Source organism: Acinetobacter sp. MD2 (assembly GCF_035615575.1).
Lineage (GTDB): Bacteria > Pseudomonadota > Gammaproteobacteria > Pseudomonadales > Moraxellaceae > Acinetobacter.
The window spans coordinates 630,900-647,414 of sequence record NZ_VTDK01000001.1; the positions used below are offsets into that span (position 1 = coordinate 630,900).

Consider the following 16,515-nt stretch of genomic DNA (forward strand, 5'->3'; position numbering starts at 1 on the left):
TTTAAATTAATAAAAATTCCCAGTCGATTTAGCATGTAAAAAAGCAGGAATTAAGCCTGTGAGTGCAGCACGAATATCTGCACGTTCATTAATAAGCTGATGCGAACCTTCTTCTAAAATCAGCAAAGTTTGTAAGCGAAATTTCTTACGAATAAACTCAATATTATATTTCCAATCTACAGTCTGATCGAGCGCACCTTGTGCCAACCATACAGGAATCCGACATGCAGGTTTTTGCTCCATTTCAAGCATCCACTTTGACATGGCTAAAATCCAGTCCATCCCCATCATACGAGGTTGTAATGGATCTTTTAAACGAATAAAACGCAAATATTCAGGATTATGGTTATTGCGCCGAAAGTGCCGTGGCACTTGACTCCGTACACGCCGAATAATGCCTAAACCAACAGGATTATGCCACCATGCAGTTTTAGCAGGACGCACCAGTGGAGACAGCAACAAGACCCGCTCCACAAAAGGATTTTTACGTTGTTCGGCATAATCTAAAACATGATGCATTAAAATAGCACCACCTGTACTCTGCCCAATCCCAACCCACGGTTTAGGCAACTGCTTGGCATTTTTAACATAATGATAAACACTATGCAGCACATCTTGATAATGGTTAAAATTTTGAATATTGGCAGGTGACCCACTACTTAAACCATGACCTGGTAAATCAAAAACCAAAACACTAAACCGTTGTGCTAAAAGTTCAGCAATAATCGGTTGGTATAATCCACTATGCTCTAAATAGCCATGCAACAAAAATACAGTTCCAAATGGTTTTTCTTTGGGTTCAAACACTTGGGCATGTAATTTAAAGCGTTTGGCCTCTATTAAACCTTGCCAATAATGGCAATTAAGTAGGTCTAAACCATATAATTTTTGATAGGCCAATAACGCAGGTTCAGGCACATAAGCCCGATTCAAATTCAGTGCATGCAAACACGTTGGAGTTTGCTCACGGTCAGGCACGGGCAAGTTTAAAGCGGTTAATGCACTCGGATTCAAAAATGGAATTTCAGGCATTATGGAACCTCTCGGCAATTGCCCACGCCAAAGAAAATATCGCGGATACTGGCAAGGAGTTCATAGTTGGCACGACGGCTATGGTCATAATTTTGCATTGCAGGCTTCCATGCGGTGAGTGTGGTTGGCATAGGTGCATTCACAGGTATAGTTGCAATCCCATTCATAGCAAATAAACGCCGCGTCCGTGGCATGTGATATTCATCTGTCACCAGCATGACTTTGGGCGCACCACCTTTTTTTTGTAATAGTAACGAACTAAAACGGGTATTTTCACAGGTATTCATGCTGCGGTTTTCTAACAATTTTGCTTCAACATGATGTGCATTTAACCACTTTTGCATATAAGGTGCTTCCACCCCACTCAGCACAATTGGTAAATTATCTTGTTGCTCTAACTGCAAAGTCTTTTCAAGTCTAAGCCGTGTATAGTCATTTACCACAATGTTTTTACGGCTTTTATCTAGGGTTAATCCACCACCTAAGACTACAATTGCAGAAGGTTTAACCGTATCATTTGGTTTCTCTTCGCTTTGCGTTGCTTGCTCTAAGTCTTGATAAAGCTCGTTACTCACGGCTTGACTTGCCACAACACGCACGGGATAACTCACTAAAAAGTGAGTGTATTTGTCCATTAAGGCCAAATGGTCGGGCTGATCAAACGCGGCAACTTCACTTGCCAACTGAATATCTTCGGCATCTTGTTCAGCTTTTAATGGCTTATGTTTTTGCTGAAAAATAAGCGACTCAATTGGGTCAGAGACCGAAGCCGTTTTTCCATCTGACTGATTACGCTTAATTTCAACAGTTAAAAGCGTATAACGCTCTTGCAACATATTAAGCGCATGTAAGTCTTTTTTCTGTCCAGCCTCTTGTAATACTTTTAAATAAGCTTGTCTCGCAATCCATAAGTCAGAGCCGGGTTCTAAATCATCATTCTCACTTAAAGCCGCCATTTGCTGACTTTGTGCAGCAACATGATTAACTTCTACAGGCACAAATTGATTTAACAAAAATAAAATAAACCGCGAGTAAAATGGCGTATAAAAAAACACCACAAAACAGCCAAGCAGCACAAATAGCACTGCTGCCATTCGTACTATCTTTACCATTCCATGTTGTTTTACCATTATTGATTACTCTGGTGTGCTTGAATCAAAGCGTTAGCACTAAACAATACAGGCTCAGGCTCAAGCAAAATATTAAATTTTTGTTGTACTGCCTGTTGCACTGCACGATACGTCTGCTGCACATCATTTAAGTTGGCATCGGCATAATTCACCAACACCAAGGCTTGTTTGGCAAACATTCCTACGCTGCCAAGCTGCTTGCCTTTCCATCCTGCCTGATCAATCAACCACCCTGCTGCAAGTTTCACTTGAGCATTGGCTTGAGGATAATGTGGTAGCTGTGGAAACTGCTGTGCCAATTGTTGATATTGCACATCATCAATCACAGGGTTTTTAAAAAAGCTGCCTGCATTTGGAAACTCTGAAGGGTTAGGCAATTTACTTTGACGGATTAAAATCACTTGCCGCTGTAAATTTTCAGGACTTAAATCATCACCAACTGCTGTACGTAAATCGCCATAACCGAGCTTTAAATTGGCCACTTTAAGCAGCTTAAATGTCACAGCCACAATCACAAAACGTGTGGGATGATCTTTAAAAATACTATGTCGATAAGCAAACTGACATTCTGCCGCAGTTAAATTTTTAAAGCGCTGATCTTCTCGGTCATAAACTCGAACAGTTGCAATAAAATCACCAACTTCAACCCCATAAGCTCCAATATTTTGCACGGGACTTGCACCGACTTTACCCGGAATAAGGGCTAAATTTTGCAAGCCATACCACGCTTGGGCGGTACTATGTAAGACAAACTCATGCCAATTTTCACCCGCACCAACACAAATTTGCACAGTATCCTGATTTTCTGCACTTTTTTGAATGCCTAAAATGGCAATATGAATCACCAAACCATCAATATATTCAGGTAATAACATATTGCTGCCGCCTGACAAAATTAGGCAGTTTAAGTGCTGATCTTTTGCAAATGCCAACGCATCCAGTAACTCGTGTTCAGATACGACTTTCACATAAAATTTTGCGACAGATTTGAGGTTGAGGGTATTAAATTTTTGCAGTTGAACTTGTTGTTGCACTTCAATCACTGCGGTGTCCCTTATTGTGTAACATAAATATCGTGTTTACCCATGCATGACTGGCTGTTTCGCATTGGTCAATCACACGTTGAAAATCAGCTTCCGCTCCATAATATGGATCGGCAATTGCTTGATTAGGTCTTGCAAGATCATGTGCCGACATCATCACAAGCTCAGCTTTACACGCTGTACCAAGCTTTTGTTGTGCTTGCTGTTGTAGCTTTTGAATATCTTTTAAATTTTGATGATCCATTGCCATAATAAAATCAAAATCGACAAAATCTTGCAATTGTAATTGTCTGGCCCGAAGTGGAGATAAATCGTAACCACGCGCTTTGGCATATTTTTGGCTGCGTGGGTCCGGCGCTTTGCCTATGTGATACGCAGCTGTACCAGCAGAATCCACCACAATATCAAGATGCTGTTGCTGACACACTTGGCGTAGAACTGCCTCGGCTGTCGGAGACCTACAAATATTGCCCAAGCATACACACAAGACTTTTTTAGCCGTCATATCTGTTGCTCCTCACATTGCACCATTGTTCTTTAAACACCTAACCCTAACGAGCTATTCAGTTTTAAGTTGAATATTCCGAATTTCACCGTTAAAGCTTTCAAGCAAAGTAGAAACGGTTTCATCGGCATGAATCAACTGTTCAGCACGTAAATGTGCATTATGTTTACGTTGTTGCTGCAAAACAAAAGGTGTAATCATACTGACTTCACCATATTGCACCGCAAAACGCGTATTTTGCCATTGCTGCTTTAAGGCATGTTCTAAGTTATGTTGCTGTTGCGTGAGTAATTGTTGATATTGTTCAGGAATACGAAAAATACTCTCGGCATTAATTTCACCTTGCATTACACCATATTGCGCCAATTCTTGTACTGCTGGCGACAACTGACTATTTCTAAACCAATATTCCCATTTGTCTACTGTCCATGTCCCTGTTAAGTCTTGCACTGCCACTTGTAAAATTTGTTGTGGTGTTAAGGATGAATCAACCTTTGGTTCAGGTTCAGGTTCAGGTTCAGGTTCAGGTTCAGGTTCAGGTTCAGCAAACAACATATCGTGCACAACTGCCGTTTCAACTACAGCGAAAGGTGCATTTGCTTGTTCTAACACCCCTGTCGGCTGTATTTCAGTAGCAATTTCTTCATCTTTGCGATAATCAAAAGCAAAGATGGCATCATCCTCTAAACTTGCTGCAATATTTTGCGCAACAGGTGCTGTAGCAAGGGGCACTTCTATGAGTGCAGATTCGTCGGCATTTATTTCAAAATGAACAAAATCAGCCGAACTTTGCGCTGCAACAGGCGCTGCTATTGGCGGTTGTTCTGAGATTGTAGCCGATACATCGACTAAAACAGCTGCTGCATGTATCTGCTTGCTTGGTGCTGCAACATCTACACTGTGCTCAACCGCAGAGGCTTGAGGATTTTGCACAGCCATGTTTTCCACCACCGATGTGGTGATAACAGGCGCTTGTGCTTGCGGCTGTACCACTTCGTTGGCTTGTAAAGGACGAAATGCAAGCAAACGCAACACACACATTTCAAAGCCTTGTTCTTGTGTGACTGCCCATGCCAGTTCTGAACGCCCTTTGCAGGCAATTTGGTAATACAATTGCAAGTCAACCGCAGCAATTAAGCCTGCCAAGGTTCTAATTTTTTGATTAATTTCTTGGCTGTATTTTAAGCTTAAATCGGGCAGATATTGCATAAGTGCCAATTCATGCAAGGTCGAAATCAGCTGATCTAAAACTAACGCCACATCTAACGCTTGTTGTCTAAATTGCAGCAATAATTGGCTGACGTGTTGTGTCTGATTTTGATGAATCGCCAAAATTAAATCGTAAATAATACTGCGGTCAATTAAACCAAGCATATCTTTAACATCTTGGGCTTGAATTTGTCCCTGCCCGTAAGCAATTGCTTGATCGGTTAAAGACAGTGCGTCACGCAATGAACCTTGTGCAGCTTCAGCAATTTGCCAAATCGCATCGGGTTCATTTTGAATATGTTCTTTTTGTAAAATTGCAGTTAAATGGTGCTGAATTTCACTACCATCTAAAGGCCGTAAGGTAAATTGCAAACAACGTGAAATGACCGTAATGGGCAGTTTTTGCGGATCGGTGGTGGCAAATAAAAATTTAACGTGTTCTGGCGGTTCTTCTAAAGTTTTGAGTAGCGCATTAAAAGAATGCGTCGAAAGCATGTGTACTTCGTCAATTAAGTACACCTTAAAACGCCCTTGAGTCGGTGCATAAGGAACATTGTCGAGCAATTCACGCGTATCTTCAACTTTGGTACGAGAAGCCGCATCAATTTCAATTAAATCGATAAAACGCCCTTCATTTACCGCAGTACAAGTTGCACACACTTCACACGGCGTAGAAGTCACGCCCGTTTCACAGTTCAAGCACTTCGCTAAAATACGTGCAATGGTGGTTTTCCCCACGCCACGCGTGCCCGTAAACAAATAAGCATGGTGCAAACGTCCACGCTCTAAAGCACTGGTTAAGGCTCTAGAGACATGATTTTGCCCAACCAACTCATTAAAATTACGCGGACGGTATTTTCTAGCCAGAACTTGATACATGTATGCTCCTCTTTATAGGGTTAAGCATACTGTTTTTTGTCGCAATAGTGAATGAGAGCCAAGTCGATTGGATGAAATAGCACGCATTTCACCCAACTTTATCAATATTTTAAGCACAAATTTTAGTTTTAAAGCGCAAGTAATTGACCTTGTAAATGTGGCTTAGCACTTTTTTGCTGCTGTAACATAAAATCGGTTTGCTGTAATTGCGTTGCAGTATAAAGCTCAACGGTGGATGGTAAGAAAATTGGCAATTTAAATTGCACTTCTGCCTGATATTTTTCAGGCAACGCTAAGCTTGCCAAAACTTTGGCTTTGCTCCACATGCCATGCGCAATTGCACGTTTGAATCCAAAGACTTTAGCACTTAAAGCATGTAAATGAATTAAATTAGCATCCCCCGAAATTAAGGCATAACGGCGGCCAATATTTTCAGCAATGTGCCATGTGTCAACCAAAAGGTAATTTGGCGTAGCGACTGCTTCATTGTTTCTAACTGCTGCTGTAGTGTTTTTTTGACGGGATAAATAGGTACTCACTGCCTCCATTACAACGTCATCGCCTTGCTTAACTTGAGTTACAAATTCAAATTGCAGCCCTTTGGCATGCGGTTGCAACGCACCAAACTTACAACTTAATTGATACTGTAAATTCGCCGCCAAAGACCGATGTTGAATAATTTTATTATGAATATGCACCAACCCTAAAATAGGAAAAGGAAAGGCTTCTTGGGTCATCATGTGCATTTGCAGGCTTTGCGATAACACCGCGAAATACATCGCAGGGATTTTTCCTTGATTTTCAAACCCACAAATTTGATTGTAGGCACGTAAATGCCGTGCATTGACATGAAAGGCATCTACCCAATATTCCACTTCAGGCAAGGTTTGTGGCTTATTTTTATCTTTAAAAATTAAGCCTTTCACAATCTTAGGATAAGCCATGTAAGGCTTTGGAAACTGACTAAAATGACGGGTTCGCATAACTGACCTTCAAATGGTAATTGGGAATGCACCTGTTCAATGTATCCCCAAAATGCTCAACAATGTTTAAATCTAACGTAAATTATGCACCAAGCAAACTTTGCCCACACACACGTACCACATTGCCATTTAAACCTGAAGATGCCGTGCTTGCAAACCATGCAATGGTTTCGGCAACATCTACAGGTAAGCCACCTTGACTCATGGAATTCATACGGCGACCCGCTTCACGAATCGCAAATGGAATCGCTGCGGTCATTTGCGTTTCAATAAAGCCTGGGGCAACGGCGTTAATGGTAATACCATTTTTTAATTTTGGCGCGGTAAATTGCACCAAGCCAATGACTGCCGCTTTAGAAGTTGCATAATTCGTTTGCCCTAAATTACCTGCAATACCACTAATTGAGGAAACACATACAATACGCCCTTGTGCATTGAAGCCTTTATTTTCAAGTAAATACTGATTAATTCGCTCTGCCGCAGTTAAATTAATATTGATGACCAAATCCCACCATTCTGGCGTCATTTTCGCCAAGGTTTTGTCACGGGTAATTCCTGCATTATGCACTAAAACATCTAAACCACCGTGTGTAGCCGCCGCTTTTTGAATTTCGGCCCCTGCATTCTCTGCCGTAATATCAAGTGCCAATACTGAACCATGAATGTGTGCTGCAACACGTTCTAAGTCGGCTTGTTGTGCAGGCACGTCCAAACAAATCACATGTGCGCCATCGCGTGCCAAGACCTGTGCAATCGCTTCACCAATACCACGGCTTGCCCCTGTTACCACCGCAGTTTTACCTGCTAGTGGCAATGACCAATCAACGCTAACCACCTCAGCTTTTGACACTCGAATCACTTGACCCGACACATAAGATGAACGTGCCGATAATAAAAAACGCAAGCTAGATTCAAGGTTTTTCTCAGCATTTTCATCAACATAAACTACTTGTGCAGTAATACCCTTTTTAAATTCTTTACCTACCGACTTAATAAAACCCACCAAAGCACGTTGTGCCACGGCGTGGGCAACATTGCTACAGCTTTCAGGGCTTTTCGCCAAAACAATCACACGGCCTGAACTTTGTACCTGACGCGCCACAGGATGAAAAAATGCATAAAGTTGATGTAAATCGGCAGAAGTTTCAATACCGCTCGCATCAAAAACCAAGGCTTTAAATTTAGTAGTTTGGCTGTTTTCGCTAAGTAGTGTGCTGTGTAAACCGATTTTTTCAGCGCTACTGTCTAAATCCGCCTGCTGAAAATAGGTATTGGCACGAATCGCATTTAAAATTTCAAGCACGGTATTACTTAATGCCGTCACTTTTGCTGCACCAAACAACACTGCACCTTTAATTACAGGTGTTGGGCTTTCAAATCGCTCTAAACCTAACGGGGTTGGCAAACCTAAATTTTTAATGACAAACTTACCAATAGGCGTTTTAGAAAAAAGTTGATATTGATCGGTCATGTGCATTGCCTCAAGCATTCTTTAAATAGGGTGAATCAGAAGATAAAACCTTGAACTGTCTTATGCTGCTGCTCATTCCATTGAATATGATTATGCTTAAGATCATACGCAGAATAACCATTAAATGAGTTGACCTGAATCTTCTGTATGCTGTCATTTAAGTCAATTGTCGACTGATTATTCTATGCTATGTTAATCGTTAATTAAAATTCAACTGCTTAACGCTTAGGACATGCAAAATCAGGCACAGTGATTGATTCATCACACTAAAAACGCCGATTTTTTATCTGCAATAGGAATATTTTATGAGCCAAACTACAGTTCGTCGTGTCGCTATTTTAGGTGGAAATCGCATCCCTTTTGCGCGTTCTAACGGCCCTTATTTTAAAGCCAGTAATAGCGATATGCTCACTGCTGCTTTAAATGGTTTGGTTGCACGTTTTGGCTTAGAAGGACAACGCTTGGGCGAAGTCGTAGCAGGTGCCGTGCTTAAACACAGCCGCGACTTTAATTTAACCCGTGAATGCGTATTAAGCACCCAACTTGCCCCTGAAACCCCAGCGGCAGATTTACAACAAGCCTGTGCCACAGGTTTACAAGCTGCATTTATGGTGGCAAATAAAATTGCTTTAGGGCAAATTGAGGTTGGGATTGCAGGTGGCGTCGATACCGCCTCTGATGCACCAATTGCCATTGGCGATGGACTGCGTAAAGCATTACTCGAACTTAATATTGCCAAAACTGCTAAAGCTCGCTTACAAGCACTGGCTAAAATTAATTTTAAACGCTTAGTCGATGCGCCCAAAAATGGCGAACCTCGCACAGGTTTATCAATGGGGGAACACGCAGCACTCACGGCATTAGAATGGGGCATTTCACGCCAAGCACAAGATGAACTTGCCGCTGCAAGTCATCAAAACCTCGCTGCCGCCTATGAAAAAGGCTTTTTTGATGATTTAATCACCCCATTTTTAGGCTTAGAACGTGACCAAAATTTACGTCCAACGTCAACCGTAGAACAACTTGCAAAATTACGTCCTGTCTTTGGACGTGGTGAAAGTGCCACCATGACCGCAGGTAACTCTACCCCTCTCACCGATGGTGCGTCAGTTGTCTTACTTGCATCAGAAGAGTGGGCAAAAGCCAATGGACATGAAGTCTTAGCCTATTTAAGCTTTAGCGAAACCGCAGCAGTCGATTTTGTAACTAAAAAAGAAGGCTTACTGATGGCACCCGCCTATGCAATGCCACGTATGTTGCAACGTGCCGGTCTATCTTTACAAGATTTTGATTATTATGAAATTCATGAAGCATTTGCCTCACAGGTCTTAAGCACACTTAAAGCATGGGAAGACCCAGTTTTTTGTAAAACACGTTTAGGGTTATCAGCACCGTTAGGCGCAATTGATCGCCGTAAGCTCAATGTCAATGGTTCATCTTTAGCAGCAGGTCACCCTTTTGCGGCAACCGGCGGACGCATTTTAGCAAGCACAGCTAAAATGCTGCATCAAAAAGGTTCGGGACGTGCGTTAATTTCAATTTGCGCAGCAGGTGGCCAAGGTGTAACTGCAATTATTGAAAAATAAGTCTATAGATGCTCCCTGATGTAAAATGACATGAGGGAGTTATTTACTTAGGCTAAATTCAACCAAAAGATCAATTTTTACACAAAAAATACATTCCCCCACGCTATTTCTTCTTATATTCAAAAACATCTGCTTATTTTCATTAACATTGAGTTGCCTATGCAAAATACAGTATCGGTCGCAACGTGGAAATACAATGAGAACTCACGGTATCTAAAGATTTTTTATCAAAATGGCAGTGCAGTTTTATTTTATTCTGTGCCCCACATCATTTATCAAAATTTTTTAAGGGCACAAAATAAAGCGGCTTTTATTGAAAAATATCTTAGCTATGACTTACATTTTTCACATATTTCTATTGCTTAACCAACAACATTAAGCCTGCACCAAGTGGCAATATTGTGGTTAAAAAGCGTGCATCAGACTCAACCAAGCTTTTAAACTCAAGTACATCTTTAGCATGCGACAAGACATTATCGACAACACACAGCCCAGACGATGATAATAATTCAGGTAAATATTGCCAATATTGCACATAAGCATCACGCTCGGCATCTAGCAAAATAAAATCAAATTTTTGCTGCGTATGCTGTAAAAATTGCAGCGCATCACCGACACGAAAATGAACAGGCGTAGTTAAACTAAATTGCATTAATTGCTTTTCTGCCATTTCACTGCGTACTGCATCTATTTCTAAAGTGGTGATCTCGCCACCCGTTATTTCAGCTGCTTTTGCAAGCCAAAGGGTTGAAAATCCTGTCGATGTGCCAATTTCTAAAATATTTTGACTGCGTTGAATGACTACTTGTTGCGCTAGAAACCGTGCCGACTCAGGCTCAATGTTTCGATACCGCGCTAAGCGATGATCTTGCGCGGCATCATGTTGTTGATAATTTAGATATAACTGCTGTTGTTGTTGTAAAAATACGGCGTCAAACATGTTCTTTTTCCTTGAACGGTTATTGGTATCATTTTTCACTTCGAGCCGATGATCTACATTTTATACTGCTTGAATCAGCTCAAAACGTGGATGCAGCGTACCATCTTCTAAAGTTACGTGTTCAGTAAACATCTGTAATGGACGAATCCACATACCGTATTCACCATACAAACACTGATACACTACATGTGCTTCTTCAGTTTCGCTATGCGTTGCGACATGAAAGACCTGATACAACTGCCCTTTATAATGTTGATAAATTCCGCGCTGTAACATAATGCAATCCTTATTAATTAATGGGCTATTTTAACCTTCAATTTGTCCATGACACAAAGACTGAATCACGCTAACAAAATTAATTGCACATTGTGACGGCGATTGTGCTTTATATGCCAAAGCCAAACTCACCTGTGGTATTGGGGTTTGTAAGTCATAATACTGGACTCCCGCTAATTGCACTTGTTTAGAAGATTCAGGGACTAGCGACACGCCCAAATTTGCCGAAACTAACGATAAAATAGAAACCAACTGGGGTGCATGTGGCCCAATTTTAGGCTCAAAACCAACTTTTCGGCAGGCTTCAACCATTGCGTCATACAGTCCCATGCCAGTTGCAGATGTTGGTGTCATAATAAACGCATCGTTCTCAAGCAAATGTAAATCGAACGGTTCGGTCGCTACATGCTGCGCCAAGCGATGTTGCTGTGACATCACCAAAACCAGCGGTTCATCTTTTAAATGTTGGATTTTTAAATCTTGCGGAATCGGATTTGATGGGCGAACGACCACAACATCTAACTCATCGCGCAACACTTTATCGATTAAAACAGCAGAGTTTCCTTCTTCAATTTTTAAATTTACCTGTGGATATTGGGTTTGGAAATGGCGAATTCCCGCAGGAATTAGAGGATTTAAGGCTGCCGTACCTGTGAATCCGACTTTGAGTTGACCTTCTTCACCATTGGCGACGCGCCGTGCAATTTCGATTGCTTCGACTGCACGTTGTTGAATGGGTTTGACAGCATTTAAAAAAGCGTGCCCTGCTTCGGTCAGTTCAATACCATGTGCAGTACGATCAAACAGCAGTGCGCCAACTTCATCCTCTAAATCGCGGATTTGCATACTCAAAGGTGGCTGACGAATTCCAAGTTTTACCGCTGCTCTGGTCAGGTTTTTTTGTTCTGCTGCCATTAAAAAATAACGAATATGACGTAATTCCATAATCTTCGGCTTTGATCTGTTTTTATTAGCATAAGCCATATATAAAACATATCAAGATAACCATTTAAATATATTAGAAAAATACCTAGCCAATTGCTACAGTATTTTAATCCTTTGATCGACAGCCAAATGCATGTCCAATTCATCCACGATTCCAAGTGTTACTGCATCTCATCCAGAGCATCAATTAACATGGATTCAACAAGCCACAGCAGAATATTACCGTGCAGGCATTGCACTGTTTTTATTGGGTTTTGCTAGTTTTTCGTTATTATATTCGGTACAACCTTTATTGCCAGAGTTCACTCGAAGCTTTCAGGTGAGTCCTGCAACCAGCTCATTGGCATTGTCCTTAACAACAGGTTTTTTGGCAGTTTCAATTGTGTTAGCCAGTGCATTTTCTCAGGCAGTTGGGCGCAAAGGCTTAATGTTTAGTTCTATGTTTATTGCGTCTTTATGCAATATTGGCGCAGCAACCTTAAGCCATTGGCAAAGCTTTTTATTTTTACGTGGTTTAGAAGGTTTTATCTTAGGCGGTGTACCTGCCGTTGCCATGGCATGGCTAGCCGAAGAAATCGACCCGAAACATTTGGGTAAAGCAATGGGTCTATATATTGCAGGAACAGCTTTTGGTGCAATGATGGGGCGAGTTTTTATTGGCTTAGTTACTGAACTTGTGTCTTGGCGTTTTGCCTTAGGCAGTTTAAGCCTGCTGTGTTTAATTTTTTCGCTCGGGTTTTTATGGTTATTGCCGCCTTCTCGGCATTTTATCAAAAAATCAGGCTTAAATTTGCGTTTTCATTTAAGTGCATGGAAAAGTCATTTAAAAAACAAGCAACTATTACGCCTATATAGTATTGGATTTCTGCTGACTAGCATTTTTGTCACCCTATTTAATTATTCGACTTTTCACTTATCACTTGCACCATTTTGGCTAAGTCAAAGTCAAATTAGCCTCATTTTTTTGGTTTATGCATTTGGAATTGTGTCATCGTCTGTTGCAGGCGGTTTGTCAGACCGTTTAGGCAAGCGACCTCTCATGTGTAGCGGTTTTATTTTAATGTTACTTGGAATTTTCGTCACATTATTGAGTTCAATCTGGGGCATGATGCTGGGCATTATTTTGGTCACTACTGGGTATTTTATTACCCATTCTGTCGCGAGTGGCAATGTAGGCTCAACTGCACCTGAAGCCAAAGGACATGCAGCATCATTATATTTACTGTTTTACTATTTAGGTTCAAGTATGATGGGCTCGTTTGGCGGTTGGTTCTGGCTACACGGTGGTTGGCATGCCATTGTTGCACTCACGGCGTTATTTGCCGTCATCGGTGCAATCATCACTTTACTCCCTATTCACTCATCTTCTTCAGGTTCTTAAGTCATGCAAACGAAGCAGACTGTTGTATTTATTCCAGGTTTACTCTGCGATGCCGAATTATGGCAACACCAAATTGATGGACTGGCCGATATTTTTGAAAGCTACGTTGCCGACATTTCGCTAGATGATTCCATGACGCACATTGCACAGCGCATTTTAAACAATGCACCTAAACGCTTTCACTTAGTTGCCCTATCTATGGGAGGTTACATTGCTTTTGAAATTCTACGCCTTGCGCCTGAACGGGTAACCAAGTTGACCTTGATGGATACTAGCGCACGCATTGACACACCAAAAGCAGCAGCACATCGTAAAACGATAATTGAATTTACCCAAGTGGGCAAATTTATGGGCGTGACAGATAAATTACTACCTCAGCTTATTCACCCTAGTCGAGTCCATGAACCCATTGGTGAAACCATTAAAACAATGGCGCTTCGTGTTGGGAAAGCAGCATTTTTAAAACAACAAAATGCCATTTTGAATCGCATCGATTCACGTCCATTTCTGGCAAAAATTCAAACGCCAACACTGATGGTGGTTGGTGAGCAAGATGGTTTAACGCCTTTAAGTCATGCCCAAGAAATTAAAGATGGGATTGCCCATGCCCGATTACATGTGTTTCCAACGTGTGGACATCTGCCACCACTAGAATATCCAACCGAAACAACGCAATTACTACGTAACTGGTTAACCGCTTAAGTCAAAATTAAATGGTTTTTCATTCGCCTCTTCAAAATAAAAAGGGGAAATCTTAAAGATCAACACAACGCTTCTGTTGATCTTTAATATAAACCGTTGCTGTTGAGTCAATATACTTTAACTGCTCGTATTTGCTAAAGTCTAATCGACAACACAACAATAAAACCATACATTGAATCGATAATAAAACTCACAATAGTCAGTCATACATATGTCCATTTTAGAAAAATTAAATATTCAATACCCCATTCTTTTATCGCCAATGGCGGGGATTAGCACACCACGATTAGCAGCGGCGATTTCAAATTCAGGTGGGTTGGGCGCTTTAGGTTTAGGAGCAAATACGCTTGAGCAAGCACATGAACAAATTTTAGCGACTCAAGCATTGACGACACAGCCATTTCAGGTGAACTTCTTTTGTCATCAAAGTACATTGCCCGACCAAGCGATTGCACAACAATGGATTGATTATTTAAGCCCGCATTTTTTAAAATTTAATGCGACACCACCAACAGCTCTCTCATGTATTTATCCAAGTTTTTTAGATTCAGATGATTATTTAAATCTCATTTTAGCAACGCGCCCGAAATCGGTCAGTTTTCATTTTGGTATTCCACATCCACACCAAATTCAAGCGTTAAAAGCGGCAGGCATAATTATGATGGCGACGGCAACGAATTTAGTCGAAGCCTTACAAATTGAGCAGGCAGGAATTGATATTATTATTGCACAAGGCATTGAAGCGGGTGGACATCGTGGCTTATTTCATCCACAGATTGAAAGTGGCCTAAGCACACTATCTTTGCTTAGGCTATTACTGCAACACTGTACCCTGCCAATTGTTGCCGCAGGTGGAATCATGAATGGAAAACAGGCACAAGATTATTTAAATATGGGTGCTTCGGCGGTGCAGCTCGGCACCGCTTTTCTCGCAACGCCTGAATCGAATGCGTCTACGGCGTATCGTGAAGCCTTAACGGCTAAAACTGCAACTAGCCAACTGACCTCAAGCATTTCAGGGCGCTCAGCACGCGGCTTAATCAATACTTGGCATACTCAAATTGATACACCACAACGTCCTGATTTACCCGCCTACCCTTATGCTTATGATCTTGCAAAACAACTACATGCGATTGCATTGAAACAAGGTTGTCAAAACTATGCAGCATTTTGGGCAGGCACTGGTGTCGTAAATATCCAAACACAAACAGCAGCCAAAATTTTTCAGGGCATCGTTGCCGATTTAAACATCTAAAAGATGATGATATTCAACCCGAATATCATCCATATTTTGACCGTGTTCAAGTAACGCATTAAAATAAGCAGCAACTACGTCTGCCTGTGCAGCAGTTGATTCAACCTGATACATTTGCTGACGAAACTCGTTACTGCTACGCAAACCTTTGGTGTACCAAGCAATGTGCTTGCGGGCAATTCGACATCCCGAGTATTCGCCATAAAAAGCATACAATTCTTGTAAATGCCCCATCAACACATCACGAACTTCTTGAATATCAGGTGCAGCTAGATGTTGCCCTGTTTGTAAGTAATGGGCAATTTCCCTAAAAATCCACGGACGACCTTGTGCCGCGCGACCAATCATAATCGCATCAGCCCCTGTATAATCTAAAACATATTTGGCTTTTTCTGGCGAATCAATATCACCATTGGCAATCAATGGAATGTTAATTTCAGACTTCACCTGTTTGATTAAATCGTAACGTGCATTATTTAAATACATGTCCTCGCGGGTACGTCCATGCAAAGCCAAAGCCGCAATGCCTGCTTTTTCGGCTTGTTTTGCAACGCGTAAAATATTTTCTTCACCATTTAAAAAACCCAATCGGGTTTTTAAAGTGACAGGCACATCTACGGCAGAAACGACTGTGTCTAAAATACGTGCAACTAAATCTTCATCTTGCAGTAATGCAGAACCTGCAAGTTTATTACAAACTTTTTTTGCAGGACAACCCATATTAATGTCTACAATTTGTGCGCCATTTTGAACTTGGTAACGCGCAGCTTCGGCCAATTGCTCGGGGTCTGAACCTGCAATTTGTGCCGAGATTGGGGCAATTTCGCCATCAAAATTCGCACGATATAGGCTTTTTTTGCTCATGCGCAAGGTTTTATCGGCAGTCATCATTTCACTCACCGCATGCCCTGCACCAAAATATTTACATAGTGTTCTAAATGGCCGATCGGTCACCCCTGCCATAGGTGCGACCCAAATTTGGTTACGCTTTGTTTTATCGAACAATTCTGTAATTACTTTGTTTTTACTCAATTTAAAGCTTCCACAATTTGACTCAGGCACAATCACTTACACTCTCAATTCCGTCCGACCTCTAAACCCAACCAAGAGGATGAAACTTACATTTAGACTAATGCATGATATTTTAACGATTTCTCTAGAAAAAATCTCAAAAAAGC

15 protein-coding genes and 1 pseudogene are annotated in these 16,515 nt (G+C 41.3%); 5 read left to right on the top strand and 11 right to left on the bottom strand.

Translation table 11 applies throughout. The features are described 5' to 3' along the window. Window positions 1-6: 6 nt before the first annotated feature. The 7 genes from FXN70_RS03015 to FXN70_RS03045 all read right to left on the bottom strand — a co-directional run bounded on the left by FXN70_RS03015 (window position 7) and on the right by FXN70_RS03045 (window position 8,252). Window positions 7-1,032: an alpha/beta hydrolase gene (locus tag FXN70_RS03015; protein ID WP_324645991.1), complete on the bottom strand. Its 1,026-nt coding sequence runs from the start codon at window positions 1,030-1,032 to the stop codon at window positions 7-9. Continuing rightward, window positions 1,032-2,162 carry a YdcF family protein gene (locus FXN70_RS03020; RefSeq protein ID WP_324645992.1) on the bottom strand — a complete coding sequence of 377 codons (1,131 nt, stop codon included), beginning with the start codon at window positions 2,160-2,162 and terminating at the stop codon, window positions 1,032-1,034. The genes FXN70_RS03015 and FXN70_RS03020 overlap by 1 nt, the downstream gene beginning before the upstream one ends. Beyond that, complete coding sequence (murB, locus tag FXN70_RS03025; RefSeq protein ID WP_324646062.1) at window positions 2,162-3,202, bottom strand: UDP-N-acetylmuramate dehydrogenase; 1,041 nt, start codon at window positions 3,200-3,202, stop codon at window positions 2,162-2,164. The genes FXN70_RS03020 and murB overlap by 1 nt, the downstream gene beginning before the upstream one ends. After that, window positions 3,198-3,710, bottom strand: coding sequence for a low molecular weight protein-tyrosine-phosphatase (locus tag FXN70_RS03030; RefSeq protein WP_324645993.1), 513 nt, complete (start codon window positions 3,708-3,710; stop codon window positions 3,198-3,200). The genes murB and FXN70_RS03030 overlap by 5 nt, the downstream gene beginning before the upstream one ends. Window positions 3,711-3,764: 54 nt before the next feature. Next, complete coding sequence (gene dnaX, locus FXN70_RS03035; protein ID WP_324645994.1) at window positions 3,765-5,798, bottom strand: DNA polymerase III subunit gamma/tau; 2,034 nt, start codon at window positions 5,796-5,798, stop codon at window positions 3,765-3,767. Between the two features lie 128 nt (window positions 5,799-5,926). Continuing rightward, complete coding sequence (locus tag FXN70_RS03040; RefSeq protein ID WP_324645995.1) at window positions 5,927-6,781, bottom strand: MaoC family dehydratase; 855 nt, start codon at window positions 6,779-6,781, stop codon at window positions 5,927-5,929. 82 nt (window positions 6,782-6,863) lie between these two features. After that, window positions 6,864-8,252, bottom strand: coding sequence for a 3-oxoacyl-ACP reductase (locus FXN70_RS03045; RefSeq protein ID WP_324645996.1), 1,389 nt, complete (start codon window positions 8,250-8,252; stop codon window positions 6,864-6,866). 305 nt (window positions 8,253-8,557) lie between these two features. Here FXN70_RS03045 and FXN70_RS03050 point away from each other — a divergent pair. Both FXN70_RS03050 and FXN70_RS03055 read left to right on the top strand, forming a co-directional pair. Further along, window positions 8,558-9,838 (top strand): annotated as a pseudogene (locus FXN70_RS03050) (acetyl-CoA C-acetyltransferase); the annotation flags it as partial. 159 nt (window positions 9,839-9,997) lie between these two features. Further along, window positions 9,998-10,204: a KTSC domain-containing protein gene (locus tag FXN70_RS03055; protein WP_324645997.1), complete on the top strand. Its 207-nt coding sequence runs from the start codon at window positions 9,998-10,000 to the stop codon at window positions 10,202-10,204. On the opposite strand, the gene FXN70_RS03060 is transcribed toward FXN70_RS03055, so the two are convergent. From FXN70_RS03060 to FXN70_RS03070, 3 genes are read right to left on the bottom strand one after another with little or no spacing between them, the layout of a single operon-like run. Beyond that, entirely contained in the window at window positions 10,194-10,778 is a 585-nt protein-coding gene (locus FXN70_RS03060) for an O-methyltransferase (RefSeq protein WP_324645998.1), read from the bottom strand. The genes FXN70_RS03055 and FXN70_RS03060 overlap by 11 nt on opposite strands. Before the next feature lie 60 nt (window positions 10,779-10,838). Further along, window positions 10,839-11,057, bottom strand: coding sequence for a DUF1653 domain-containing protein (locus tag FXN70_RS03065; protein ID WP_324646063.1), 219 nt, complete (start codon window positions 11,055-11,057; stop codon window positions 10,839-10,841). Between the two features lie 27 nt (window positions 11,058-11,084). Beyond that, window positions 11,085-11,999, bottom strand: a complete 915-nt coding sequence (locus FXN70_RS03070) for a LysR family transcriptional regulator (protein WP_324645999.1) — start codon at window positions 11,997-11,999, stop codon at window positions 11,085-11,087. A 133-nt stretch (window positions 12,000-12,132) separates the two neighbouring features. On the opposite strand from FXN70_RS03070, the gene FXN70_RS03075 reads away from it, so the two are divergent. From FXN70_RS03075 to FXN70_RS03085, 3 genes are all read left to right on the top strand, one after another. After that, entirely contained in the window at window positions 12,133-13,380 is a 1,248-nt protein-coding gene (locus FXN70_RS03075) for an MFS transporter (RefSeq protein ID WP_324646000.1), read from the top strand. Window positions 13,381-13,383: 3 nt separating this feature from the next. Then, window positions 13,384-14,082, top strand: a complete 699-nt coding sequence (locus FXN70_RS03080) for an alpha/beta fold hydrolase (RefSeq protein WP_324646001.1) — start codon at window positions 13,384-13,386, stop codon at window positions 14,080-14,082. Between the two features lie 211 nt (window positions 14,083-14,293). After that, window positions 14,294-15,337 (top strand): nitronate monooxygenase, encoded by a 1,044-nt coding sequence (locus FXN70_RS03085; RefSeq protein ID WP_324646002.1) that lies wholly within the window; start codon window positions 14,294-14,296, stop codon window positions 15,335-15,337. Here the strand turns inward: FXN70_RS03085 and dusB are convergent. Further along, on the bottom strand, window positions 15,326-16,342 hold the full coding sequence (gene dusB / locus FXN70_RS03090; RefSeq protein WP_324646064.1) for a tRNA dihydrouridine synthase DusB: 1,017 nt from the start codon (window positions 16,340-16,342) through the stop codon (window positions 15,326-15,328). The two genes, FXN70_RS03085 and dusB, sit on opposite strands and share 12 nt — an antisense overlap. Window positions 16,343-16,515 lie beyond the last annotated feature (173 nt).